The sequence below is a fragment of the Paraburkholderia nodosa genome (assembly GCF_001718195.1).
Classification (GTDB): Bacteria; Pseudomonadota; Gammaproteobacteria; order Burkholderiales; family Burkholderiaceae; genus Paraburkholderia; species Paraburkholderia nodosa_A.
Genome location: NZ_MCNV01000035.1, coordinates 14,688 through 37,707, shown reverse-complemented (window position 1 = coordinate 37,707; position 23,020 = coordinate 14,688). Strand labels below are relative to the sequence as shown.

22 protein-coding genes are annotated in these 23,020 nt (G+C 67.0%); 16 read left to right on the top strand and 6 right to left on the bottom strand.

Annotated elements, in window-relative coordinates:
* Positions 1–25 precede the first annotated feature (25 nt).
* Genes BFD71_RS34630 through BFD71_RS34610 form a run of 5 tightly spaced genes read left to right on the top strand, consistent with a single transcriptional unit; the run spans position 26 to position 6,344 of the window.
* Positions 26–1,186, top strand: a complete 1,161-nt coding sequence (locus BFD71_RS34630) for a hypothetical protein (RefSeq protein WP_069268726.1) — start codon at positions 26–28, stop codon at positions 1,184–1,186.
* A gap of 2 nt (positions 1,187–1,188) precedes the next feature.
* Positions 1,189–2,496 (top strand): iron uptake transporter deferrochelatase/peroxidase subunit, encoded by a 1,308-nt coding sequence (efeB, locus tag BFD71_RS34625; RefSeq protein ID WP_069268725.1) that lies wholly within the window; start codon positions 1,189–1,191, stop codon positions 2,494–2,496.
* Between the two features lie 42 nt (positions 2,497–2,538).
* On the top strand, positions 2,539–3,558 hold the full coding sequence (locus tag BFD71_RS34620; RefSeq protein WP_069268724.1) for an iron ABC transporter substrate-binding protein: 1,020 nt from the start codon (positions 2,539–2,541) through the stop codon (positions 3,556–3,558).
* A 55-nt stretch (positions 3,559–3,613) separates the two neighbouring features.
* Positions 3,614–5,257 (top strand): ABC transporter permease, encoded by a 1,644-nt coding sequence (locus tag BFD71_RS34615; protein ID WP_069268751.1) that lies wholly within the window; start codon positions 3,614–3,616, stop codon positions 5,255–5,257.
* A gap of 37 nt (positions 5,258–5,294) precedes the next feature.
* Positions 5,295–6,344 (top strand): ABC transporter ATP-binding protein, encoded by a 1,050-nt coding sequence (locus BFD71_RS34610; RefSeq protein WP_069268723.1) that lies wholly within the window; start codon positions 5,295–5,297, stop codon positions 6,342–6,344.
* Here the strand turns inward: BFD71_RS34610 and BFD71_RS34605 are convergent.
* Complete coding sequence (locus tag BFD71_RS34605) at positions 6,332–7,201, bottom strand: LysR family transcriptional regulator (RefSeq protein ID WP_069268722.1); 870 nt, start codon at positions 7,199–7,201, stop codon at positions 6,332–6,334. The genes BFD71_RS34610 and BFD71_RS34605 overlap by 13 nt on opposite strands.
* A 134-nt stretch (positions 7,202–7,335) precedes the next feature.
* On the opposite strand from BFD71_RS34605, the gene BFD71_RS34600 reads away from it, so the two are divergent.
* On the top strand, positions 7,336–8,262 hold the full coding sequence (locus BFD71_RS34600) for a DMT family transporter (protein WP_069268721.1): 927 nt from the start codon (positions 7,336–7,338) through the stop codon (positions 8,260–8,262).
* A gap of 21 nt (positions 8,263–8,283) precedes the next feature.
* On the opposite strand, the gene BFD71_RS34595 is transcribed toward BFD71_RS34600, so the two are convergent.
* Positions 8,284–9,585: an MFS transporter gene (locus BFD71_RS34595; protein ID WP_069268720.1), complete on the bottom strand. Its 1,302-nt coding sequence runs from the start codon at positions 9,583–9,585 to the stop codon at positions 8,284–8,286.
* Positions 9,586–9,802: 217 nt separating this feature from the next.
* Here BFD71_RS34595 and BFD71_RS34590 point away from each other — a divergent pair, with 217 nt between their 5' ends.
* From BFD71_RS34590 to mdcH, 8 genes are read left to right on the top strand one after another with little or no spacing between them, the layout of a single operon-like run.
* The gene (locus tag BFD71_RS34590; protein WP_083245633.1) at positions 9,803–10,594 is read left to right on the top strand and encodes a GntR family transcriptional regulator; all 792 of its coding nucleotides are present in this window, start codon (positions 9,803–9,805) and stop codon (positions 10,592–10,594) included.
* Positions 10,578–12,251 carry a malonate decarboxylase subunit alpha gene (gene mdcA, locus BFD71_RS34585; protein WP_069268719.1) on the top strand — a complete coding sequence of 558 codons (1,674 nt, stop codon included), beginning with the start codon at positions 10,578–10,580 and terminating at the stop codon, positions 12,249–12,251. Before BFD71_RS34590 ends, mdcA begins: the two co-directional genes overlap by 17 nt.
* A 5-nt stretch (positions 12,252–12,256) precedes the next feature.
* Positions 12,257–13,213, top strand: a complete 957-nt coding sequence (locus tag BFD71_RS34580) for a triphosphoribosyl-dephospho-CoA synthase (RefSeq protein WP_069268718.1) — start codon at positions 12,257–12,259, stop codon at positions 13,211–13,213.
* Complete coding sequence (locus tag BFD71_RS34575) at positions 13,201–13,503, top strand: malonate decarboxylase subunit delta (protein WP_042265098.1); 303 nt, start codon at positions 13,201–13,203, stop codon at positions 13,501–13,503. The genes BFD71_RS34580 and BFD71_RS34575 overlap by 13 nt, the downstream gene beginning before the upstream one ends.
* Positions 13,500–14,381 (top strand): biotin-independent malonate decarboxylase subunit beta, encoded by an 882-nt coding sequence (locus tag BFD71_RS34570; RefSeq protein WP_069268717.1) that lies wholly within the window; start codon positions 13,500–13,502, stop codon positions 14,379–14,381. The genes BFD71_RS34575 and BFD71_RS34570 overlap by 4 nt, the downstream gene beginning before the upstream one ends.
* Complete coding sequence (mdcE, locus tag BFD71_RS34565) at positions 14,378–15,193, top strand: biotin-independent malonate decarboxylase subunit gamma (RefSeq protein WP_069268716.1); 816 nt, start codon at positions 14,378–14,380, stop codon at positions 15,191–15,193. Before BFD71_RS34570 ends, mdcE begins: the two co-directional genes overlap by 4 nt.
* On the top strand, positions 15,178–15,870 hold the full coding sequence (locus tag BFD71_RS34560) for a malonate decarboxylase holo-ACP synthase (RefSeq protein ID WP_370684336.1): 693 nt from the start codon (positions 15,178–15,180) through the stop codon (positions 15,868–15,870). Before mdcE ends, BFD71_RS34560 begins: the two co-directional genes overlap by 16 nt.
* On the top strand, positions 15,867–16,805 hold the full coding sequence (gene mdcH, locus BFD71_RS34555; RefSeq protein ID WP_069268715.1) for a malonate decarboxylase subunit epsilon: 939 nt from the start codon (positions 15,867–15,869) through the stop codon (positions 16,803–16,805). The genes BFD71_RS34560 and mdcH overlap by 4 nt, the downstream gene beginning before the upstream one ends.
* Positions 16,806–16,940: 135 nt before the next feature.
* Here the strand turns inward: mdcH and BFD71_RS34550 are convergent, their stop codons facing one another.
* Positions 16,941–17,537, bottom strand: coding sequence for an alpha-ketoglutarate-dependent dioxygenase AlkB family protein (locus BFD71_RS34550; protein ID WP_069268714.1), 597 nt, complete (start codon positions 17,535–17,537; stop codon positions 16,941–16,943).
* 115 nt (positions 17,538–17,652) lie between these two features.
* Positions 17,653–17,988, bottom strand: a complete 336-nt coding sequence (locus tag BFD71_RS34545; RefSeq protein ID WP_069268713.1) for a hypothetical protein — start codon at positions 17,986–17,988, stop codon at positions 17,653–17,655.
* Between the two features lie 445 nt (positions 17,989–18,433).
* On the opposite strand from BFD71_RS34545, the gene BFD71_RS34540 reads away from it, so the two are divergent.
* Together BFD71_RS34540 and BFD71_RS34535 are read left to right on the top strand one after the other, a co-directional pair.
* Complete coding sequence (locus BFD71_RS34540; RefSeq protein ID WP_069268712.1) at positions 18,434–19,591, top strand: metallophosphoesterase; 1,158 nt, start codon at positions 18,434–18,436, stop codon at positions 19,589–19,591.
* Positions 19,592–19,693: 102 nt separating this feature from the next.
* The gene (locus tag BFD71_RS34535; protein WP_069268711.1) at positions 19,694–20,785 is read left to right on the top strand and encodes an AI-2E family transporter; all 1,092 of its coding nucleotides are present in this window, start codon (positions 19,694–19,696) and stop codon (positions 20,783–20,785) included.
* Between the two features lie 30 nt (positions 20,786–20,815).
* Here BFD71_RS34535 and BFD71_RS34530 read toward each other — a convergent pair whose 3' ends face one another.
* Both BFD71_RS34530 and BFD71_RS34525 read right to left on the bottom strand, forming a co-directional pair.
* Complete coding sequence (locus tag BFD71_RS34530) at positions 20,816–22,255, bottom strand: heavy metal sensor histidine kinase (RefSeq protein WP_069268710.1); 1,440 nt, start codon at positions 22,253–22,255, stop codon at positions 20,816–20,818.
* A complete protein-coding gene (locus BFD71_RS34525) occupies positions 22,252–22,941 on the bottom strand; it encodes a heavy metal response regulator transcription factor (protein WP_042265081.1) in 690 nt (229 codons plus the stop codon). The genes BFD71_RS34530 and BFD71_RS34525 overlap by 4 nt, the downstream gene beginning before the upstream one ends.
* Positions 22,942–23,020: the final 79 nt, after the last annotated feature.

Here is a 23,020-nt window from a genome sequence, read left to right as displayed (position 1 = left end):
GCCGCGCGAGGCACGGAGATTCAGTATGAAACACGCTACGCGCACGCTCCTGCAATGCACGGCCCACGCGGTCCGCTCCGCGCTCGCGCTTGCCGCCGCGGCGGCGCTCGCCGGCGCGCCGCTCGCCGCTCACGCCGACCCGCAGGGCCTGCTCGAGACCGTCAAGCATCACACCACGCTCATCAACACCGTGCCCGACAACGGCGACCAGAACCCGTATGCGATCTTCGTCGCGCCGGTTTCCTCCGGCGCGGTGAAAGAAGGCGACGTGCTGGTCGACAACTTCAACAACGCGGCCAACCTGCAGGGCACCGGCAGCACGATCATCGACTATCACCCCGACACGAAGCAGATGTCGCTGTTCGCGACGATTCCGCGCGATCTCAAGGAGTGCCCGGGCGGCGTCGGCCTTTCGACCGCGATGACGATGCTCAAGTCGGGCTGGGTCATCGTGGGTAGCACGCCGAGCAACGACGGCACGACCGGCACCAAGGGCGCGGGCTGCATGATCGTGCTCGACAGCAGCGGCAAGATTGCCAAGGTCATCAGCAGTCCCAACATCAATGACCCGTGGGGCAACATGGCCGTGGTCGACAACGGCGACCACGCCACGCTGTTCGTGAGCAATGCGGGCTTCGGCGTGGGCGGCGCGGACGGCAATCCGCCCGTGTTCAAGCAGGCCACGGTGCTGCGGCTCGACCTCGACATCCCGAGCGGCCAGGCGCCGGTCCTGAAGAGCGAAACCGTGGTGGCGAGCGGCTTCGGCGCGCAGGCGGACAAGGGCGTGTTCCTCGTTGGCCCGACCGGCCTCGCGCTTTCGGCGGACAACAAGCTGCTCTACGTGTCCGACGCGATCGGCAACCGCATCAACGTGATCGAAGACCCGCTCACGCGCGACACGAGCGCGGGCGTCGGCCGCCAGCTCACCGCCGACGGCCTGCTGCACCGTCCGCTCGCCATGATCACCACGCCGCAGGGCCACCTGCTCGTCACGAATGCCTTGAACGGCCAGGTCGTCGAGATCGACCCGGCCGCGGCAAAGCAGCTGTACGCGCGCTGGATCGATACCGACAAGGCGCAAACGCCTCCGGGCAACGGCGATCTTTTCGGCATCGCGCTGACCCCGGCAGGCGACGGCTTCTACTACGTGGAAGACGACGTGAACACTCTCGTGCTGGCTAAATAATCATGTCCTCCGACGATACCCCTAACCAACCATCGCGCCCCGCGCGTCGCGGCTTCCTGAAAGCCGGCGCCGCGCTCGGCGCGAGCCTCGGCGCAGGCGCGGCCACGAGCGGCCTCGCCCAGGCCGCCGAGGCAAAGCATCACGCGATGGCCGCCGACCCGATGCTCGCCGTCGAGCCGTTCTACGGCGAACACCAGGGCGGCATCGTGACGCCGCAGCAGGCGCACACGTATGTCGCGGCCTTCGACCTCACGACGACCTCGCGCGACGACGTCATCAACCTGCTGCGCAAGTGGACCGAGTCTGCGGCGCGCATGAGCCAGGCGCAGCCCGCTGCCGCGCTCGACTACACCGGCGACGACCACCCCGCGGCCGACTCCGGCGACGTGCTAGGTCTCGGCCCGGCGGGCCTCACGGTCACCTTCGGCTTCGGCCCCGGCATCTTCACGTCGCAGGACAAGGATCGCTACGGTCTCGCGCGCAAGCGCCCCGCCGCGCTCGTCGACCTGCCGCGCTTCAACGGCGACCAGCTGATCGCGCAAAAAACCGGCGGCGATCTCTTCGTGCAGGCGTGCGCCAACGATGCGCAAGTCGCTTTCCACGCGGTGCGCCAGCTAGCGCGCCAAGGCTATGGAATCCTGACGATGCGCTGGGGCCAGGCGGGCTTTCTCTCGGGCCCGCGCGCGCAAACGCCGCGCAACCTCATGGGCTTCAAGGACGGCACGAACAACCCGCCGACCACGGACCCGAAGGCGATGAACCAGTTCGTCTGGGCCACCGCCGCCGACGCGTCCTGGATGCAGGGCGGCACCTATACCGTGGTGCGCCGCATCCGCATCACGCTGGAGCACTGGGACCAGATGGAACTGGGCTTCCAGGAGCAGGTGTTCGGCCGCCACAAATACAGCGGCGCGCCTCTCGGCCAGATGAAGGAGTTCGACAACGTCGATCTCGAGGCGCAAGACAAGGACGGCAATCCGCAGATTCCCGAGAACTCGCACGTGCGTCTCTCGAACCGCGCGTCGAACAACGGCGCGCAGATCCTGCGCCGCTCGTACTCGTACAACGACAGCACGGACTTCTACATCGAGCGCTGGCCGCCGTGGCGCCAGGAAACCGAATATGACGCGGGCCTCATCTTCATTGCCCACCAGGGCGACCCGCGTACGGGCTTCATTCCGATCAACGAAAAGCTCGCGAAGTTCGACATGATGAACCAGTTCACGACGCACGTGGGCAGCGCGATCTTCGCGTGCCCGCCCGGCGCGAAGGCGGGCTCGTTCATCGGCGCGGAGCTGTTCAGCGCCTGAGATCGCTTTAGTTCAATCGATAACAACGGACAACGAAGCAATATGAAATTATCCATGATGCGCGCGCCGCTGTGCGCCGCCACCCTCTCGCTCGCGCTTGCCGGCATGCTGCCGCTCGCCGCGCACGCGGCCTCGATCACGCTCTACAACGCACAGCACGAGCAGGTCGTGAACCAGCTTGCGAAAGACTTCCAGCAGCAGACCGGCATCGACGTGAAGATCCGCAGCGGCGAAGGCCCGGCGCTCGCGGCCCAGCTCGTCGCCGAAGGCGAAAAGACGCCCGCTGACGTCTACTTCACGGAGAACTCGCCTGAACTGATGCTGCTGGAAGAAAAGGGTCTGCTCGCCCCCGTGCAGAAAGCGACGCTGGCGGTCGTGCCCGAACGCTTCAACTCACCGCAAGGGCAATGGGTGGGCGTGACCGCGCGCGAGAACGTGCTTGCGTACAACACGGCCAAGGTGCAGCCCGCGCAATTGCCGAAGTCGATTTTCGATCTCGCCAAACCCGAATGGAAGGGCAAGGTCGGCATCGCGCCGAGCGACGCCGACTTCCTGCCGCTCGTCGACGCCGTGCTCGCCGTGAAGGGCGAGGCCGTCACGCTCGAATGGCTCAAGGGTCTCAAGACCAACTCGCAGATCTTCGACGACGACGAAGGCGTGGTCGCTGCCGTGAATCGCGGCGCGGTCGCCACCGGCATCATCAACAACTACTACTGGGACCGCCTGCACGCGCAGATCGGCGACAAGAAGACGCAAAGCGCCGTCGCGCACTTCGCCGATGGCGACGTGGGCGCGCTCGTCAATGTTTCGGGTGCCGCCGTGATGAAGTCCGCGCACAATGTGGACGGGGCACAGAAGTTCCTCGCCTATCTCGTGAGCGAACGCGCGCAGAAGCTGATGGCGCAGGACCACATCAGCTACGAGTACCCGCTGCGTCCCGGCGTGGCGAGCGACCCCATCAACAAGCCGTTCGAGCAGCTGAAGCCGCCCGCGCTGACCATCCAGCAGCTCGGCGACGACAGCCAGCCGGGCAAGCTGCTGCGTCAGGCTGGCCTGCTGTAATCGGCATGGAGTACGAAGCAATATCGTGAGCGAAGCAGTGACGACGGCACAAGCCGTGCCAAAGTCTCATCAAGTCGATGTCGCGGGGGTCCCGCCCCTGCGCGCGCGGCGGCGTGCGCCGCGCGCGCTCTTCGCCGCCGCCGCGCTCGGCCCGCTGCTGGTGCTGCTGCCGCTCGCGCTGACGTTCTGGCGCGCGCTGTCCTTTGGTCTGGCCGACGCCGCCGAACTGATCTTCCGGCCGCTGGTTGGCGAGTTGCTCGTCAACACGCTCTCGATTACCGTTTCGGCCACGCTCGCCTGTGCTGTGCTCGGCACCGCGGTGGCGTGGCTCGTCGAGCGTACTGACGTGCCGGGGCGGCGCGCCTGGGCGCTCCTCGCCGCCGCGCCGCTCGCCATGCCCGCGTTCGTCACCAGCTTCGCGTGGGTCTCGCTGAGCCTCGATTTGCAGGACTTCCTCGGCGCGTTCATCGTCATCACGACGGCCTACTTCCCGCTCGTCTATTTGCCCGTGGCCGCCGCGCTGCGCGGCCTCGATCCCGCACTCGAAGAATCGGCGCGCGCGCTCGGCTGCAACCGCTGGGCTGTTTTCGTGCGCGTCGTGCTGCCGCAACTGCGTCCCGCGCTGTTCGGCTCGATGCTGCTCGTCGCGCTTGGCGTGCTCTCCGAATTCGGCGCATTCACGCTGCTGCGCTTTCGCACGTTCACCACCGAAATCTACGCGGAATACCGCACGAGCTTCGATGGCGGCGGCGCCTCGCTGCTGGCCTGCGTGCTGATCCTGCTCTGCCTCGTGTGCCTCGTGCTCGAGTTCCGCGTGCGCGGACGCGCGCGCTACGAGCGCGTGGATCGCGGCGCGCGCCGCGTGAGCGTGCGCCATGCGCTCGGCCGCTGGCGCTGGCCTATGGCGGCGGGTTTCGTCGCGCTCAATGTGGCGACGCTAGGCGTGCCGCTCGCGATGATCGGCTACTGGCTCACGCAGCCCGGCGCAGCCGCGATCACGCCCGCCGATGTCTCGCCTGAGTTGCTGGTTTCGACCACGTTCGCCTCGCTGCGCCTCGGACTCACGGCCGCGTTTTTCACCACGCTGCTCGCGCTGCCGCTCGCGTATTTGCTCGCGCGCCATCCCGGCCGCGCCGCCACGTTTCTCGAACGCACGGCCTTCATCGCGCAGGGCGTGCCCAGTCTCGTCATTGCGCTTGCCATCGTTTCCCTCGCGGTGCGCGCGCTCGAACCGCTCTACCAGGGCACCACACTGCTGATTACGGCGTACGCGATCCTCTGTCTGCCGCTGGCTCTCGTTAGTGTGCGCGCGGCGCTCCTGCAAGCACAGCAGCGCCTCGAAGATACGGCGCGCGCGCTCGGCCTGGGATGGTTCGCAACGTTGCGCCGCGTCGTGCTGCCGCTCGCGGGTCCGGGCCTCGGCGCGGCGGCCTCGATGGTATTCATCTCGGTGGTCACCGAACTGAACGCCACGCTGCTGCTCGCGCCCATCGGCACGCACACGCTCGCCACGCAGGTCTGGACCGACACCTCGACGCTCGCCTTCGCGGCCGCCGCGCCCTATGCCGCGCTCCTCACCGCACTTTCGCTCGCCGCTTCGGGTCTGCTGTTCGCGTTTGCGGGCCGCTCCGCGCTCGCGGGCCATGCAACGGTCAATATGCCGGTCGATACGATCAACGCGCCGCCCGACGACGCCTGAGCCTCAGTTAGCCCGAAAGTTAGCCCCAAGTTAGCCCATGAGCACACTTCGCATTTCCGGCCTGAAAAAGGCCTTCGACGGCCATCCGGTCCTGCACGGCATCGATCTTTCCGTGCGCTCGGGTTCGCTCGTCGCGCTACTCGGGCCGTCGGGCAGCGGCAAGACCACGCTGCTGCGCGTGCTGTGCGGCTTCGAACGCGCCGACGCCGGCACGATCGAGATCGACGGCCGCCGCGTCGCCGCAGACCGGCTGCATCTGCCGACCGAGCAACGTCATATCGGCTACGTGCCGCAAGAGGGTGCGCTCTTTCCGCACCTCACGGTTGCCGAGAACATCGTGTTCGGCCTGCCGCGTGCGCAGCGGCGCACGCAGCATCGCGTGGCCGAATTGCTCGAACTCGTCGGTCTTCCGGAATCCTATGCTTTGCGCGCGCCGCAACAGCTCTCGGGTGGCCAGCAGCAGCGCGTGGCGCTCGCTCGCGCGCTCGCGCCCTCGCCCGGCCTCGTGATGCTTGACGAACCATTCTCGTCGCTCGACGCCGCGCTGCGCGTCGAAACGCGCGAAGCCGTGGCGCGCGCGCTCGCCGCCGCCGGCGCGACCGCCGTGCTCGTCACGCACGACCAGGCCGAGGCGCTCTCGCTCGGCCACGAGGTCGCCGTGCTGTGGCGCGGCAAGCTGCTGCAGAGCGGGCCGCCGCAAACGCTGTATCGCCGCCCGGCCACGCGCGAACTCGCGGCCTTCATCGGCGAGGCGGTGCTACTACGGGGAACGGTGGCCAACGGGCGGGCGCATTGCGTGCTCGGCGCGCTGCCGATCCAGCCAGACCAGCATGCGGCAGAAGGCGCCGTGGATGTGATGCTGCGCCCCGAGCAGATCGACGTGCTCCCCGAAACCGACCAGCGCGACGGCGCGCTCGAAGCGGTGGTGCAGGCCATCACCTTCGAGGGCCAGGATGCCGCGCTCACGCTGCAATTGATCGATGCGCACGCAACGATCCGAGCGCGGGTGCCCGGCTATCGCACGCCGCGCGAAGGCGAGCGCGTGCGGCTCGCGGTGGGCGGCGAAGTGAGCGTCTATCCGCGCTGACGCGGCACCGAAAGGTCCTGCACCATCTGCTGCGCGAGGTAGTCGCAAGTCGGCCGGTTCGATTTGACGCTGCGCGCCACCACGATTTCCAGTGGCTCGATCTTCGGCAGACCCTGCGCCTCGCCGAGGATCGCGAAGCGCGCCGGCACGCTGCAGCGCGTGAGCGCGACGATCGCAATGCCCGCCTCCACCGTCGCCGTCAAACCCATCAAGCTCGCACTGCTATATGCAGCGCGGTAGCGGATGTGCGCGCCGTCGAGCGCCGCCACGGTATGCGCGCGCGCCACGCTGCCATGCTCGTAGAGCCCCACCGGCAACGGCGACATGGCAAGCGGCGCGGGGTCGGTGGCGGACCCCACCCAGACCATCTCCTCGGCGCGCACGAACTCGCCGCGCATCTTGCGGTCACGCGTGACGAACGCGATGTCGATCTTGTTGTCCGCCAGCATCGGCCCGAGCGCGACGCTCTGCGCACAGACGATCTCGATCTCCACATGCGGATAGAGCGTCGAGAAGCGCCGCAACACCGGTGACAGCAGCGACGCCATATAGTCGTCGGGCGCGCCGAGCACCACGCGCCCCGTCACCTCGGGCCGCACCAGCGCCGCCCACGCCTCCTCCTGCAGATCGAGCGCGCGCCGCGCATATTCGAGCAGCGTGTTGCCCGGGCGCGTGAGCGCGAGATTGCGCGTATCGCGCGTAAATAGCGTGGTGCCGAGCATCTGCTCGAGCCGCTTGACCTGCATGCTCACCGCCGCCTGCGATCGATGCACGGCCACGGCACCCTTCGTGAAGCTGCCCGCGTCCGCGACGGCGGCGAAGGTGCGCAGCAAATCGATGTCGAATTCGGGGTTCATACGCTGGGTGGCCGGGTAGCGGCCTATTCATAAGCTGCGTTGATGGAATTCTTCAATTTAATTCGTTTGCCCGCGCCCCGCAACCGGCGAATACTTAACCTGTCTCCAACCCCTTTCGATCCCCCGCTCCGGCCATGCAATCCGAACATCACGGCAACCGTCAGCAAGGCGTCTTCATGCTCGCGGGCGGCGGCCTCCTGATGGGCACGATCGGCGTGTTCGTCGAGGAGGCGCGTCTCGGCGCCCTCACGCTCGTGTTCTTCCGCTGCTTTTTCGGCATGCTCGCGCTCGCCGGGTACTGCGCGTACAAGGGCTGGCTCTCGCCGCGGCAGTTCACGCGCCGCACGCTCGCGCTCGCGGTGATTTCAGGCGTGCTGATGGTCACGCAGTGGGTGGCTTTCTTCGACGCGATCCATCGCACGAGCATTGCCGTTTCGACGGTCGTGTTCCATGTGCAGCCGTTCTGGGTCGTGCTGATGGGCGCGGCGATCTTTCATGAGCGGCTCGGCGCCGACCGGCTGGGCTGGATCGGCATCGCGTTCGTGGGGCTCGTGCTCGCTTCCGGCGTGCTCGCCGAAGCCCATGTGGCCGATCGCACGAGCTACATGATCGGCATTGGCGAGTCGCTGGGCGGTTCGGTGCTCTATGCGAGCGTCACACTGATCGCCAAGAGCCTGCGCAACTTTCGCCCGCATCTGCTCACGCTGACGCAATGCGTGGTGGGCTCCGTGTGCCTGCCGCTCATCGCGCCATTTTTTGCGCCGCTCGAACTCGTGCATATCTCGGCCACGCAATGGGGCTGGCTCGTGGGCATGGGGGTGCTGCACACGGGGCTATCGTACGTGCTGATCTACGGCGCGCTGCCGATGTTGACCACGCCCGTGATCGCCGTGCTGCTGTTCGTGTATCCGCTCACTGCGATCGCCGTCGATGCGATCGTCTACGGTCGCGCACTGAGTGTGCCGCAGCTTGCGGGCATGGCGCTGATCGTGGCGGCGAGCCTCGGGGTCAATCTCGGCTGGCGCCTGTTGCCGCCGAGGCTCGTGAAGGCGCGGCGCTAACCAACGCGCCGCATATCGGGCTCATGAAGGCAGCGTTTGACCCTTCGTTTCCGGCGCGAACGGAATGATCAGAAGCCCGAGAACGAAGGCCAGCGCCGTGAGCGCCACCGGCACGCCGAGCGTATGCATACGCAGGACGGCCGCGCCAAGCAGGAAGTTCACGCCCGCGCCCACGAAGCGGCCAAACGACGTGCAGAACGCGAACGCCGTTGCGCGCACACGCGTTTCGAACTGTTCGGGCAGCCACAGGCTGAACAGCGCGAAGTTGCCGCCGAAGAAGCCCAGCACGAAGAGCAGCGCGATGAACGGCACGAGCCCGTTCTGCAGGTAGAACGCCCAGCCGAAGCTCGCCGCGATCGTCACGGCCATGCCAGCGAAATAGACGGCGAGCGTCCACCTGCGGCCGATGCGCTCGGCCATGGGCGGCAGTGCGAGACAACCCAGAATCGTGCCGATCGACAGGATGCCCGTGGCGATAGAAGCCGTGCGGATCGCCTCGGACTTGTTCGCGCCCGCCTTCGTCGCCAGCTGGATCACGGCGGACGGCTCATAAACCGCGCCTGCCCACAACCCGATGATCGCGATGGTCAGCAGCGCGCACGCCACCACGGTGCGCAGGCGGTAGACATCGCCGAAGATTTCACGCAGCGGGTGGCCGCGGTGCACATGGCTCGCCTCCGACTTCTGCCACTTGGCCGGCTCCTCCACACGCGTGAGCACGAGAATGGCCACCACCACCGGCACCGCACCCGTGAGGAACATGGCGCGCCAGCCGAAGTGCACGCCGACCGTGTAATTGAGCGCGGCCGCAATGAAGAAGCCCGCGTAGTACCCCGTCTGCAGATAGCCCGCGCCCATCTTGCGACGGTCTTCGGGCCACGATTCGGCCACGTAAGTGCCCGCGAGCGCCCACTCCCCGCCGATGCCCACGCCCGCGAGAAAGCGATAGATGCCGAGCGACCAGACGCTCTGCGCGGTAGCCGAAAGTCCCGTGAAGATCGCAAACATGAAGATAGTGCCGGCCAGCACGCGCGTGCGCCCGAAGCGGTCCGCAAGCGGCCCCCAGATGAAGGACAGCCCCCAGCCCACGAGGAAGAGCGCGAACAGGATCGAGCCGGCAAGCCCGATGTTCGCCGCACTCGCCTCATAGCCCGAGCGCGGCAGCAGCTCCGTGAGCGCGGGCGTGAGCACGAGTGCGTAGATGAACGAGTCCATCCCGTCGAGCGTCCAGCCTGCCCAGGCGCCCCAGAAACCGGCGATCTGCGACCGGTTGAGCGGTGTCTTGGTGCGAGTTCGCCGTGCGGACTCGGTGATCGAATTCATGATGCTCCTCTCTCCATTAATGCCTCGCCAGCCCACGCAGCAAGATGCGCACGCACGCCGCGAAACGCGGAAATGCAGGCCGCGGCAGTGCCGGCCCTCTTCAGGAACTCCCTGTAAGCCCCCGTTCTTCTTACCCGTCTATAGTGAATCTGGTGTTTCTGCGTTGCGGGTTTTCGAGGCTTTCGCCTTGGTCGTTTTATATATAATATTTGATCTCATGAGCGACGCAACGAATGGTTTTCCCCTGGAAGGCGCGGCAGCGCCTCGCACCAGCACCTCGCGCATGATCGCCGACGCCCTGCGCAGCGCGATCGTCGAGGGCAAGCTCGCGCCCAATGCGCCGCTGCGCCAGGACGCGATCGCGCGGCATTTCTCGGTCAGCGCGATCCCCGTGCGCGAGGCGCTGCGCCAGCTCGCGAGCGAAGGCTGGGCGAAGATCGAGGTAAACAAGGGCGCGAGCGTGGCCTCGCTCTCCGCCGACGAAGCGCGCGAGATCTACGAGATCCGCTCCGCGCTCGAAAGCCTCGCGCTCGGCCTCGCCATTCCGAATCACACGAGCGCCACGCTGCGCGAAGTGACCGCGCTGGCCGCCGCCGCGAAACGCGAACGCGATCCGTCGCTCTATGTCGCGCGCAACGAGGCTTTTCACATGAACCTCTACGCGCCCGCCGGCCGCCCGCAGCTCATGGAGATGCTCACCGCCCTGCATCGCCGCGGCGAACGCTATCTGCGCCTGAAATTCGGCTTTCCCGAATACAAGGGCGAATCCGATAGTGAGCACGCCGAAATTCTCGCCGCCGTGAAGCGCGGCGACGTGCCCACCGCGCAAAAGCTCGTGGCCAAGCACCTGCTCGGCACGGGCGAACTCATCTACCGTTTCCTGACCGAGCGCGCCGCGCTGCCTGCAGTGGCAACTTCAGTGCCACCTTCGGTGCAAACTGCCGCCGCAAAACCGCGCACCGCCTCTTCCCGCTCACGGAGCCGAACTGCCGATGAAGCCTCAAGCTGATACGCCAACCTCGCCTGACCTCGCGCCGCGTTCGTGGACCACACGCCGCGACGACAAGGCCCGCCGCCTCGCCGCCGTGTCGGGCTGGCTCGAGGACGGCGTCCTGCCCGCCTCGCGCATGACCGATGCGCTCGAACTGCTGATCCGCCCGGGCGACCGCGTCGCGCTCGAAGGCGACAACCAGAAGCAGGCCGACTTCCTCTCGCGCTCGCTGGCCAAGGCCGATCCGGCCAAGGTCAACAACGTTCACCTGCTCATTTCGAGCATCAGCCGCCCCGAGCATCTGACGCTGTTCGAGCGCGGCATCGCGCACCGCGTGGACTTCGCGTTCGCGGGGCCGCAGAGCCTGCGCGTCGCGCAACTGCTCGAAGACGGCCAGCTCGAAGTGGGCGCGATCCATACCTATGTCGAGCTGTACGCACGCATGTTCGTCGACCTGATTCCCCAGGTCGCGCTGCTGTGCGCCGAGAAAGCCGACCGCCACGGCAATCTCTACACCGGCCCGAACACCGAAGACACGCCGACCATCGCCGAGGCCGCCGCGTTCAGCCAGGGCATCGTGATCGTTCAGGTCAACGAAATTGTCGATGAACTGCCGCGCGTGGACATTCCCGGCTCGTGGGTCGACGTGGTCGTGCAGGCCGACCGCCCGTTCGCGGTCGAGCCGCTCTTTACGCGCGATCCGCGCCACATCGGCGACTTGCAGGTGCTCACCGCGATGATGGTCATCAAGGGCATTTACGCGCCCTATGGCATCGCCGCGCTGAATCACGGTATCGGCTTCGACACCGCCGCGATCGAATTGCTGCTCCCCACGTACGGCGAATCGCTGGGCCTCAGGGGCAAGATCTGCCGCAACTGGACGCTCAATCCGCACCCCACGCTGATTCCCGCCATCGAATCGGGCTGGGTGGAGAGTGTGCATTGCTTCGGCAGCGAAGTGGGCATGGAAGCCTATATCGCCGCGCGGCCCGATGTGTTCTTCACGGGCAGCGACGGCAGCCTGCGCTCGAACCGCGTGCTGTGCCAGCTCGCGGGGCAATACGCAGTGGATCTCTTCATCGGCTCGACGCTGCAGATCGACGCGGACGCGAATTCGTCCACCGTCACGCGCGGCCGGCTCGCGGGCTTTGGCGGCGCGCCGAACATGGGCCACGATCCGCGTGGTCGGCGCCATGCGAGCGAAGCATGGCTCAAGCTGCTCAAGGACAACGGCCCGGTTTCGCGCGGCCACAAGCTCGTTGTGCAACTGGCGGAAACGTGGAAGAAAGGCGGCGAGCCGACCTTCGTCGACGAACTCGACGCCATCGCCGTGGGCCAGAAGAGCGGCATGCCTGTCGCGCCCGTGATGATCTATGGCGACGACGTGAGCCATGTCGTGACCGAAGAAGGCATTGCGCACCTGCATCGCGCAGAGGGCATCGACGAGCGCCGCGCCGCGCTCGCGGCCGTGGCGGGCGTGACGCCGATCGGCCTGCGCGCCCAGCAGCAGAAAACCGACGAACTGCGCCGCCGCGGCATCGTGCAGTTCCCCGAGGATCTCGGCATTTTGCGCGGCGAAGCCAAGCGCTCGCTGCTCGCGGCACGCAGCATCGACGATCTGGTGACGTGGTCGGGCGGGCTCTATACGCCGCCGGCCCGATTCCGTAGCTGGTAAGCGCGATGCGTACGCTTCCTCTTACGGTGCTTGCCGAGGGCTCGGCGGGTCTCGCGCGGCGGCTCCCGTGCGCCAGCGACTCGCGGCCGTCCTCCTGCGACGCGCAGCTCGCCCGCTTCGCCCGCGACGCGCTGATCGAAGAGGCGCGCCTCACGCCCAAGCCCGCGCTCGTGGACGCACGCGGTAGCGGCGCGCACAGCGATCTCGATCTCGCGACGATGCTGCGCTCGGCGCATGCGCTCGAGCCCACGTTCGAAGCGCTCGCGCGCGCTTCGCGCCGGGCCGCGCCCGGCACCGCGCTGCGCACCGATCTCGCACGCATCGGCCGTGCCGGCGAAGCCGCGATGATGCGCGCGACGCAAGGCAGCAACGCGCATCGCGGCGCGATCTGGATTGTCGGTCTGCTGGTGGCGGGCGCGGCGATCGTGCATACGCCGCAAAGCAGCGACAGCGAATTTGCCCACGCGGCGCACATCTGCGAAACGGCTGCACAGATCGCGCGCTTCGACGACCTGCTCGCGCAGCCCGTGCAAAGCAACGGCGAGCGCGTGCGTCAGCGCTACAACGTAGGCGGTGCGCGCAGCGAAGCGCAAGAGGGTTTTCCGCATGTCGTGCGCGTGGGCCTGCCCGCACTGCACGCCGCGCGCGCGCGAGGCCACGACGAAGCCCACGCGCGCGTGGACGCCTTGCTCGCGATCATGGCCTCGCTCGACGACACCTGCGTGCTGCATCGCTCGGGGCTCGCCGGGCGCGAGGCCGCTCGAGCGGGCGCGCAGCGCGTACGGGACGCGGGCGGCCTTGCCACGCAAGCCGGCCGCGCCGCGTTCGATGCGCTCGAACGCGCGTTGCTCGCACTCAACGCATCGCCGGGTGGCGCGGCCGATCTGCTTGCCGCGACGCTTTTCATCGACAGACTGGTTCAGCACCGCATGGGCGGGAGGACGGTTTCATGGAACAACTGACATTCGACTATCCGGCGCAACGCGCCGTGACGACGCGCGCCCACGTGGGCGTGGTGGGCTCGGGCGATCTCGAAGTGCTGCTGCAGCCCGCGAGCGACATGCAGGCACGCGTGGTCGTGCATACGAGCGTGGACGGCTATAGCCACATCTGGAAGAGCGTGCTCGACCGCTTCTTCACGCGCTACGACGGCGCGGCGCTCATCGAGATCAACGACTTCGGCGCCACGCCCGGCGTGGTGGCGCTCCGTCTCGCGGAAGCCGTGGAAGCCGCGCAGGAGGCGCAGTCATGAGCAGCACGAATCAACTGACGCCCGGCGCGCTGCTGCGCGAGAGCTTCATCGAATTGAGCGCGCGCGAACGCGCGGCCGCCGTGCTGGACGCGGGCACGTTCCGAGAACTTCTTGGGCCCTTCGACCGTATCGAATCGCCGTGGCTGCCGTTGCAGGGCATCGTCTGCCAGGCCGACGACGGCGCAGTGATCGCGCGCGGCACCATCGACGGGCAGCCCGCTGTCGTAGCCGCGATCGAATCGGCATTCCAGGGCGGCAGCATCGGCGAAGTGTCGGGCAGCAAGATCGCCGCCGCACTCGAACTGGCGCTCGCCGACTGCGAGCGCGGCAAGATCGTGCGGCCCGTCATCCTGTTCGAAACCGGTGGCGTGCGTTTGCAGGAGGCCAATCTCGGCCTCGCTGTGATTGCGGAGATCCAGTCGGCCATCGTCGCGTTGCGCGCGCATGTGCCCGTGGTCGGCGTGATCGCGGGCATGGTGGGTTGTTTTGGCGGCATGTCGCTCGCGGCGGCCCTGTGTTCGACGCTCGTGATGACGAAGCAAGGGCGCCTCGGCATGAATGGCCCTGAGGTGATCGAGCAGGAAGCCGGCATCGAGGAACTCGATTCGAGCGATCGCCGTCAGGTGTGGCAATTGATCGGCGGCGAGCAGCGCGCGCAAACCGGTTTCGCCGATGCGCTCGTCGAAGACGCCGTGGACGACGTGCGCGCCGCCGTGCGCGCGGCGTTTGCACAAGGCGCGCCGCACACGCCGCGCTCGGCGGATGTAGACGCCACGCTCGCGAAACTCGCGCAGATCGATCCCGCCAGCGTCACCCCAGAAACGATGCGTGCGGTGTTCACCGCTTCGCCCCTGAACCTGCGCGGAGAAAACGCATGAACGACACGACGACGAGCCGCGGTTCACGCTGGCTGCGCGCCCTCGCGGGCGTAGACACACAAGGCGCGTGCGTGCAATACGCCGACGCGCCGCTCGACGACGAGACCGCGCGCTTCATCACCGTCGCACCCGATCCCGCGAACCGCTTTCCGCGTGCGCGCGACAACGTGGTGGGCCTCGAACAGGGCTGGCGTCTCGCGAAGGCGGTGCGCGAAGCGATTGCCGAGGACGCCGCGAGCGGCAAGCGCCGCCCCATCATTGCGATCGTCGATGTGAAGAGCCAGGCCTACGGCTATCGCGAGGAGATGCTCGGCATTCACCTCGCCTGCGCCTCGGCCGTGGACGCCTACGCGAGCGCGCGGCTCGCGGGGCATCCCGTAGTGGCGCTGATCGTCGGGCCCGCCATGTCCGGCGCGTTCCTCGCGCACGGCTATCAGGCCAACCGCATCGTCGCGCTCGACGCGCCCGGCACGATGGTCCACGCCATGGGCAAGGAAGCGGCGGCGCGGGTCACGCGGCGCAGCGTCGAGGACCTCGACGAGTTGGGCGAAAAGATCGTGCCGATGTCGTATTCGATGGCTTCGTTCGCGAAGCTCGGTCTGCTCGACGAGTTGATCGAAGGCGTCGATGCCGACGCGCCGAGCGATGCGCAGATTGCACGCGTGCGTGATGTGCTCGCACAGAGGGTGCGGGAAGCACGCGGCGACAAGAGCGGCCTCGCGCATCGTCTGCAAGGCGCGTCGGCGCAGCGTACGCGTGCGGCATCGATCGAGGTGCGCAAGCGCCTCGCGCAACAGTGGGGCGCCAGCTGATGCGCGTGTGCGCCGCCCCGCCGTTCGCTGCCGACGCGCCGCGCGTGGACGACACGCGCTGGCGCGCGCACGACCTGCTGCGCATCGCGCGCCATACCCCATCAGGCGACGAGCCGGATTGGGTACGCGGCGCGCTTGCGCGCGCGCCCTGGGTGGTCGTGCGGCGCACGTGCGCGGCGTCGGGTTTCGTGGCTGTGGGCGTGCGCGGCAGCGTACGTTCGGAGCGCTTCGGCACCTGGCTCAATACTGAGGATATCGAATCATCCGCCAGTCCGGAGGATCTGCTCGGCGTTGAGCCGCTTCGCGCACGCCGCGCATTGCCTGCGTTCATCGCGCTTGCTACCCTGCGCACGGGCGCCTCGCCATTGCGCAGTTACGTTTGGGGCCCAACGGGCAGCGCCGGCTTCGAACTCGCCACGGGCGTACCCACCCTCACCGCATCGAGCGATCTCGACATCCTGATTCGCCTGCCGCAACGCGTCTCACGCGCGGCGATCGAGTCGCTTGCGCAGTCGCTCGCGCAGGCCGCCAGCCGCGCAGGCACACGCATCGACGCGCAACTCGAAACGCCCGCAGGCGGTGTCGCGCTCGCCGAACTCGCTGCCCACAAGCCGCGCGTGCTCGCGCGCGCTTCCAGCGGTGCGCAACTTGTCGCCGACCCGTGGCAAGCAGCATGACGCTCGCCCTGCTCTTTCCGGGCCAGGGCGCGCAAAACGCCGGCTTCCTCCACAGGCTGCCGCAACACGACGCCGTGCGGGCCACGCTCGACGAGGCGTCGGCGGCACTCGGCTTCGACGTCATCACGCTCGATAGCGGCGACGCCTTGCGCTCCACGATTGCCGTTCAGATCGGCCTCGTGGTCGCGGGCGTGGCCGTGGCGCGTGCGCTCGCGCACGAAGGACTCGCGCCGCAATTCAGCGCAGGGCTTTCCGTGGGCGCCTATGCGGCCGCGGTAAGCTGCGAGGCCCTGGCGTTTGGCGACGCACTGCGGATGGTGCGCAAACGCGCCGAGTTGATGGAAAACGCGTGGCCCTCGGGCTACGGCCTCACGGCCGTCGCGGGGCTGAGCGAGACGCAGGTCGAAACGCTCGCCGATGCGCATGCGCGCGAAGGCGGCGAGCGAGTGTATGTGGCGAACGTCAACGCGCCGCGCCAGATCGTCGTGGCCGGCGCCGACGGCGCGCTCGAAGCCTTCGCGGCCCGCGCGCTCGAAGCTGGTGCGCGCAAGGCGCAACGGCTCGCGGTGGCCGTTCCTTCGCATTGCGAACTATTGGCCGATGCCGCCGATGCGCTCACCGAGTGGGCGCGCGACATACCGTTTCGTACGCCGCGCAGCGTCTACGTCGACAATCGCGGCGGCAGGCCCCTCTACACCGCCGACGCCGTTCGCGCCGATCTTGCCACCAATATGCGCTACACGGTGCGCTGGTACGACGCGCTCACCGTCATGATCGAGTCCGGCGCGAGCGTGCTGGTCGAAGCGCCGCCCGGCCCGGTGCTCACGGACATCGCGCGCGAGCAGTATCCCGAGGTGACCGCGCTCGCGGGCTCGAGTTTGCCGCTAGAGCGTCTCGTCGCAATCGTGCGGCGCCGGCTCGGCCAGGACCTCTGATCGCTGCGCAAATGCCGAGTTTGGCGTTTATGCGCATAAATTCTTATTTTATTTTTAGCGCCCAGCTACTCGCGCGAGCGTAATCCGCGCAATGAACATCGGCGATTTAATGCCCTTCCACAGCGATCTAGACGTCTATTTCCGCAAACCCGGCGTGATCACGCGAAACGTGAGGTTCACGCGTTCGCCGCTCACGGCGGGCTCCTTCGGCACGCGATGCCGCCATTGCGCCTGGGTCTTGCCCTGCATCACGAGCAGGCTGCCACTCGTCAGCTGAAAAGAACGCACCACGCCCGTCGCGTTGTGGCGCAAGTCGAAGCGCCGCGTCGCACCGAGGCTCAGCGAGGCAATCACCGGCTCGGGGCCGAGTTCGGGTTCGTGGTCCGCGTGCCAGCCCATGCTGTCCGTTCCCGTGCGGTAACGGTTGAGCAGCACGCTGTTGAAGCGAACGCCGCAAAGCGCAGAGATGGCGTCGCGCAGCTCGGCTACCTGGCTCGTCCACGGCTGCGGGATGTTTCGGATGCCTGAATAGACGTACACCGCGCCTTCGTCGCCCTGCCAGGCCGTGAGGCGCGGCTGGTCCACCCAGCCGCCGGGCGTGCGAATACGTTCCTGGCGCCAGTCGGCCTCGGCGATGATGCGCGCGAGCGCCTCGGCAGCCGGCTCTGGTGCGAGCCATGCCGGATGCCATGCCACGTCAGGGGCAGGCGTATCGTCGAAAAGATCGAACATCGGGAGTGCTTCTATCGAGCGGGAAAGCACACAGTTTCGCATGGCGCGGACCCGGCCGCCGCCCGCCCTCGCCTCCCGCAGGATTGCGAATCAACAGAAACGACAAACAGGCGAATCAGGTGAGCAGTGCGATGTAGAACACCGCCGCGCCGATGAGCGCGCCGACGAAGCAGAAGCCTTCGGCGGGTTCGTCGGTGGTGCGGGATCGCAGCCAGGCGCCCAGCACGCCAAACATACCCGCAATACCGAGCGCGACGAACACCATCACGACATCGAACAACGCGCTTCGGCCAATTTCGAGAATGTCGATGTTCTTGACCGCGATATACAGCGCGATGGCCATGATCGACAGAACGACCATCGGCAGCATGACATGGCTGCCCTCGTGCCCGACGTGACGACCATGCAAACCCTCATGCAGCCCATGTGCGACCGGCCGGATTCCTTTCATGATCCGTCTCCCCCAGAGCGCCCGAAACCACGCGGGCCTCATTTCGAGCATAGTCCATCGCAAGGGCCGATTCAATGGACGTTTAATAGAGTGCGCTCGGCCCCAACGGGAACATAGTGCGACGGGTGAGATCGCGCTGGCAATCCAGGGAAATGCCGCACTGCCACAGTCGGAGGCGAGAAAGCGTCAAGGCCCACGCATACACGCATGCATGTATGTCGATGCACGAGAGGTAAAGCCGTCGATGATGCATCGCAGCGCGCAAACCCCAATCCGCCGCCATCTATCGGCACGAAGTCTGCTGCGCCGGTAAAATGCAACGCAGCCTACCTCTACTGCCCGGTCGGCCGGGTTTCGACCGGGCCTCGATGGTTGGGCTTTGCTGCAGCGCGCCGAGCCCGGCACGCCAGCCCACGCCGGTCCGCTCCCATCCGTTCGCGCCGCCATGCCCCGACTCTCCTTTCTGGTCCGCTTCATCGCCATCGGCGTGCTGCTGCATGTTTATGTCGGCTTTCGCCTGATTCCCGACCTGAGCGTGCCAGCCGCCGGCAAGTGGCTCGCCGTGCTGTGGCTCGTGCTCTCGGTGCTGTTCATCCCGCCCGGCATGCTCGCGCGGCGCTTCAAGCGCCAGCCGCTCGGCGACCGCCTCGCCTGGATCGGCATGCTCGCCATGGGCTTCTTCTCGTCGCTGCTCATGCTGACGATCGCGCGCGACATCGTGCTCGCCTCGGCCATGACCGTGGAGGCACTGTGGCCCAAAGCCATCGATCTCGCCGGCTGGCGCACCGTGAGCGCCGCCGCGGTGATCGCGCTTGCGTTCCTCTCCTCCGGGTTCGGCTTCTTCAACGCGCGGCGGCGCGCGCGCGTGCGCAACGTCGAGGTGCCGATTCGCGGCCTGCCCGCCGCGCTCGACGGCTTCACGATCGTGCAACTGAGCGACATCCACGTCGGCCCGACGATCAAGCACGGCTACGTCGACGCCATCGTGCGCGCCGTGAACCAGCTCGACGCCGACGTGGTCGCTATCACGGGCGACGTGGTGGACGGCAGCGTGGCGCATCTCGCCGCGCACACCGCGCCGCTCGGCAAGCTCAACGCGCATCACGGCGTGTATCTCGTGACCGGCAACCACGAGTACTACTCGGGCGCGGACGCCTGGATTGCCGAGTTCCGCCGCATCGGCCTCACGGTGCTGATGAACCAGCATGTGGTGATCGAGCATGGCGGCGCGCGGCTCGTGCTGGCCGGCGTGACCGACTACACGGGCGGCCAGTTCGATCCCGCGCACCGCAGCGATCCGGCCGAAGCGCTGCGCGGCGCGCCCGCCGACGTCAACACGCGCGTGCTGCTCGCGCACCAGCCGCGCACGGCCCACGCCGCCGTCGATGCGGGCTTCACGCTGCAACTCTCCGGCCACACGCACGGCGGCCAGATTTTCCCGTGGAATTTTCTCGTGCGGCTGCAGCAGCCGTTCACTGCGGGCCTCGAAAAACTCGGCAGCCTGTGGGTCTACACGAGCCGCGGCACGGGCTACTGGGGGCCGCCCAAGCGCCTTGGCGCGCCTTCGGAAATCACGCGCGTGCGGCTGGTGGGCGCACAGTGAACCCCTGGGCGCGCTGCGCCCGACGGCCCGCGCGGCCTTGCCGGTATCATCGGACGATGCCGCCGTTCGTCCGCCTGCCGCTTTAACTGGAATCCATCGCACATGGAAGGCAACAAGCAGCTTCACCAGACATCGTTCTATTTGCTGTTGTTCACGGTGTCCATCGCGCTTTGCTTCATCCTCGCGCCGTTCTTCAGCACGGTGCTCTGGGGCGCCATACTTGCATTGATCTTCCAGCCCGTGCAGCGCCGGCTCGTCGCCCGGCTCGGGCGGCGGCGCAATATCGCCGCGCTCATTACGCTCACCATCTGCCTCGTCATCGTGATCTTTCCGCTCACGCTGGTGACGGCCACGCTGGTGCAGCAGGTCGCCTTGGCCTATCAGGGGGTGCGAAGCGGCAGCCTCGACTTCGGCGCCTACTTCACGCAGATCGTCCATGCCATGCCCGAGTCGATTCAGAACCTGCTAGCGCGCTACGACCTCATGGATCTGCCGGGGCTGCAGCAGCGCCTTTCGGCGGGCGCCGCGGAGATCAGCCAGTTCGTCGCCACGCGTGCTTTCTCCTTCGGGCAGAACACGCTGCAATTTCTGGTGAGTTTCGGCGTGATGCTCTATCTGTTCTTTTTCCTCGTGCGCGACGGCCGCGAAATTTCGCGGCTCGTGCGCGACGCCATTCCGCTCGACGAGCAGCACAAGCTGCATCTCATGCGCAAGTTCACGACGGTGATCCGCGCAACGGTGAAGGGCAACGTGGCCGTGGCGGTCGTGCAGGGCGGCCTGGGCGGTATCGCGCTCTGGGTGCTCGGCATTCAGGGGGCGCTGCTGTGGGGCTTCGTGATGATGCTGCTCTCGCTGTTGCCCGCCGTGGGCGCGGCGCTCGTGTGGGGGCCCATTGCGATCTACTTCCTTTCCACGGGCGCGGTGGCGAAGGGCGTCGGGCTGATCGTCTTCGGCTCCGTCGTGATCGGCACCGTCGACAACGTGCTGCGCCCCGTGCTCGTGGGCAAGGACACGCGCCTGCCCGACTGGGTCGTGCTGATCTCGACGCTCGGCGGCATTTCGCTCATCGGCATCAACGGCTTCGTGATCGGGCCGCTCGTCGCCGCGCTTTTCATCAGCTGCTGGGACCTGCTGCGCAAGGACCAGCACAACATCGAAAACGAAAGCACGCCCGTGGAAGACGAGCCCGTCTAAGCGCGGCTTTCGGGCAGCATTAGGGCTGCGCTATGGCGAAACGTGCAGCGGCACGCCGGCGCGGCCCTGGCGTGCAATACCGGCAACAGGCGCTTCGGGCGCTTCGGCGCCGTCCACGGCCACCGAAAAACCGAACGTGTTGATGCCGTCCGCGCTGCGCACGAACACCGTGCCGCCGTGCATTTCCGCCACGGCCTTGACGATCGACAGCCCGAGCCCGTGATTTTCGTGGCTGTTCGAGCGCGCCTCCTGAATGCGGTAGAAGCGGTCGAAAATATGCTCGCGCGTGACCGGATCGAGCGGCTCGCCGGGGTTCGACACGGCGATCTCGACGTGACCGTTCTGCGGCGCGACCGTGGCGCGCAGCGTCGTGCCAGGCTGCGAATGCTGGATCGCGTTGACGAACAGATTGCTCACGGCGCGGCCGATCAGCGATGTATTCACCCAAGCCCGCGCATCGCCCTGCACTTCCACGCGCAGCTGTGCCTCTTCCAGCGGCATCTCCAGAAAATCGAGCATGCGTTCGATCTCCGAGCGCAACGACACTTCCGTGAGGTCGGTCGCGCGTTCGCCGCGATCGCTGCGCGAGAGGAACAGCATGTCGTTCACGATCACGCGCAATCGTTCGAATTCCTCAAGATTCGATTGCAGCGTCTGTTGCAGCTGTTCGACCGAACGGTCGCGCGTGAGTGCCACCTGGGTCTGGCCAATCAGGATGCTCACCGGCGTGCGCAGCTCGTGCGCCACATCGGCGTTGAATGATTCGAGCCGCTCGTAGGCCTTGTCGAGACGCTCCAGCGCGCCATTGAACGATGTGGCGAGTTCGTGCAACTCCTCGGGCAGTTCGTCCGAGTGCAGACGCTGGCGCCGGTTCGATGGGCTCAACTGCGAGGCCTCGCGCGAGAGGCGCGTGAGCGGGGCGAGTCCGAAGCGCGTCACCGCGCGGCTCAGCAGCGCGACTGCAATGGTGGACAGCGCGATCAGCACGCCGAGCGCAATGCCGAAGCGCCGCAGCATGCCTTCGGTGCGCACGCAGTCGCTGCCGACCACGAGTTTCACCTGAGGCCGGTCGCCGCTCGCGGGTACGATAAAGGTCGTCGTGATGATGTCGTAGCTGCAGCCGGGCGGGCGCACGAGCAGATGATTCGGGCCGACGTCGCCGGTGACCTTGCCGACGATGGGCGTACCGAAACGAAAGCGCGGATCGGGGCCTTCGACGTAGTAATGCATGCGGCTATCAGCAGGCGAGAGGTCGCGCAGCTTTTCCTGCACGAAGGCCCACTTCTGCACGTCCGGTGCGTGCGAAACGATCAGGCTCGCAATGCGCGCACGCGTGTCGAGCGTTTCGCGCAACTCGTTGAAGAGTTGACGCTGCATCAGGAAGAAGAGGCCCGCGCCCGTGAGCGTGAACACGATGAGCGACACCGCTGCGAACATCGCCGAAAGCCGCAGCGAGATCGAGCGTTTCATGACGTCTGGCCTCCTTCCTCGCGCACTTCGAGCACGTAGCCCATGCCGCGTATCGTGTGCAGCAGCTTTGCCGCGTGCGGGCCGTCGAGCTTGGCACGCAGCCGCTTGATCGCCGTTTCCACCACGTTCGCATTGCTTTCGAAATTCACGTCCCAGACCAGCTCGGTGATGAGCGTCTTGGAAAGAATCTCGCCGCGCCGACGCGCGAGCACCGAAAGCAACTGGAATTCCTTCGCCGTGAGATCGAGGCGCACACCGTCACGCGTCGCGCGGCGGCTGATGAGATCCACCTGCAGATCGCCCACCGAAATCAGCGTGGATTCCTGCGTGCGTGCGCGCCGCGTGAGCGCGCGCAGCCGCTCGACGAGCTCGAGGAAGGAGAACGGCTTGGTGAGATAGTCGTCGGCGCCGTCGCGCAGACCGTGCACACGGTCGTCCACGCGGTCGCGCGCCGTCAGCATGATGACCGGCGTGTCCTTCTTCGTGCGCACGGCGCGCAGTACGCCGAAGCCGTCGAGCTTCGGCAGCATGACGTCGAGCACGATCACGTCGAAGTCGTACTCCGTGGCCATCCACGCGCCTTCCTCGCCGTCCATGGCGACATCCACGACCCAGCCCTGCTCCGTGAGTCCGCTCCGCAAGTAGTCGACGACCTTGCGCTCGTCTTCGATTACCAATACTTTCATGCCCGCCCTCCTCTTCGCGCGCTGCCCTGGCGGTGCCGGCCGACGCGGCCCGCGACCGCCGTTGCGCGCTTTTATATAC

Excerpts from the sequence above, each read along its gene's own strand:
- BFD71_RS34550 (WP_069268714.1), bottom strand. The coding sequence starts at position 17,537 with ATGTTCGATCTTTTCGACGATACGCCTGCCCCTGACGTGGCATGGCAT.
- BFD71_RS34630 (WP_069268726.1), top strand. The coding sequence starts at position 26 with ATGAAACACGCTACGCGCACGCTCCTGCAATGCACGGCCCACGCGGTC.
- mdcA (WP_069268719.1), top strand. The coding sequence starts at position 10,578 with ATGAAGCCTCAAGCTGATACGCCAACCTCGCCTGACCTCGCGCCGCGT.
- BFD71_RS34580 (WP_069268718.1), top strand. The coding sequence starts at position 12,257 with ATGCGTACGCTTCCTCTTACGGTGCTTGCCGAGGGCTCGGCGGGTCTC.
- BFD71_RS34620 (WP_069268724.1), top strand. The coding sequence starts at position 2,539 with ATGAAATTATCCATGATGCGCGCGCCGCTGTGCGCCGCCACCCTCTCG.
- BFD71_RS34540 (WP_069268712.1), top strand. The coding sequence starts at position 18,434 with ATGCCCCGACTCTCCTTTCTGGTCCGCTTCATCGCCATCGGCGTGCTG.
- mdcE (WP_069268716.1), top strand. The coding sequence starts at position 14,378 with ATGAACGACACGACGACGAGCCGCGGTTCACGCTGGCTGCGCGCCCTC.
- BFD71_RS34605 (WP_069268722.1), bottom strand. The coding sequence starts at position 7,201 with ATGAACCCCGAATTCGACATCGATTTGCTGCGCACCTTCGCCGCCGTC.
- BFD71_RS34595 (WP_069268720.1), bottom strand. The coding sequence starts at position 9,585 with ATGAATTCGATCACCGAGTCCGCACGGCGAACTCGCACCAAGACACCG.
- BFD71_RS34570 (WP_069268717.1), top strand. The coding sequence starts at position 13,500 with ATGAGCAGCACGAATCAACTGACGCCCGGCGCGCTGCTGCGCGAGAGC.
- BFD71_RS34535 (WP_069268711.1), top strand. The coding sequence starts at position 19,694 with ATGGAAGGCAACAAGCAGCTTCACCAGACATCGTTCTATTTGCTGTTG.
- efeB (WP_069268725.1), top strand. The coding sequence starts at position 1,189 with ATGTCCTCCGACGATACCCCTAACCAACCATCGCGCCCCGCGCGTCGC.
- mdcH (WP_069268715.1), top strand. The coding sequence starts at position 15,867 with ATGACGCTCGCCCTGCTCTTTCCGGGCCAGGGCGCGCAAAACGCCGGC.
- BFD71_RS34530 (WP_069268710.1), bottom strand. The coding sequence starts at position 22,255 with ATGAAACGCTCGATCTCGCTGCGGCTTTCGGCGATGTTCGCAGCGGTG.
- BFD71_RS34545 (WP_069268713.1), bottom strand. The coding sequence starts at position 17,988 with ATGAAAGGAATCCGGCCGGTCGCACATGGGCTGCATGAGGGTTTGCAT.
- BFD71_RS34575 (WP_042265098.1), top strand. The coding sequence starts at position 13,201 with ATGGAACAACTGACATTCGACTATCCGGCGCAACGCGCCGTGACGACG.
- BFD71_RS34525 (WP_042265081.1), bottom strand. The coding sequence starts at position 22,941 with ATGAAAGTATTGGTAATCGAAGACGAGCGCAAGGTCGTCGACTACTTG.
- BFD71_RS34610 (WP_069268723.1), top strand. The coding sequence starts at position 5,295 with ATGAGCACACTTCGCATTTCCGGCCTGAAAAAGGCCTTCGACGGCCAT.
- BFD71_RS34590 (WP_083245633.1), top strand. The coding sequence starts at position 9,803 with ATGAGCGACGCAACGAATGGTTTTCCCCTGGAAGGCGCGGCAGCGCCT.
- BFD71_RS34600 (WP_069268721.1), top strand. The coding sequence starts at position 7,336 with ATGCAATCCGAACATCACGGCAACCGTCAGCAAGGCGTCTTCATGCTC.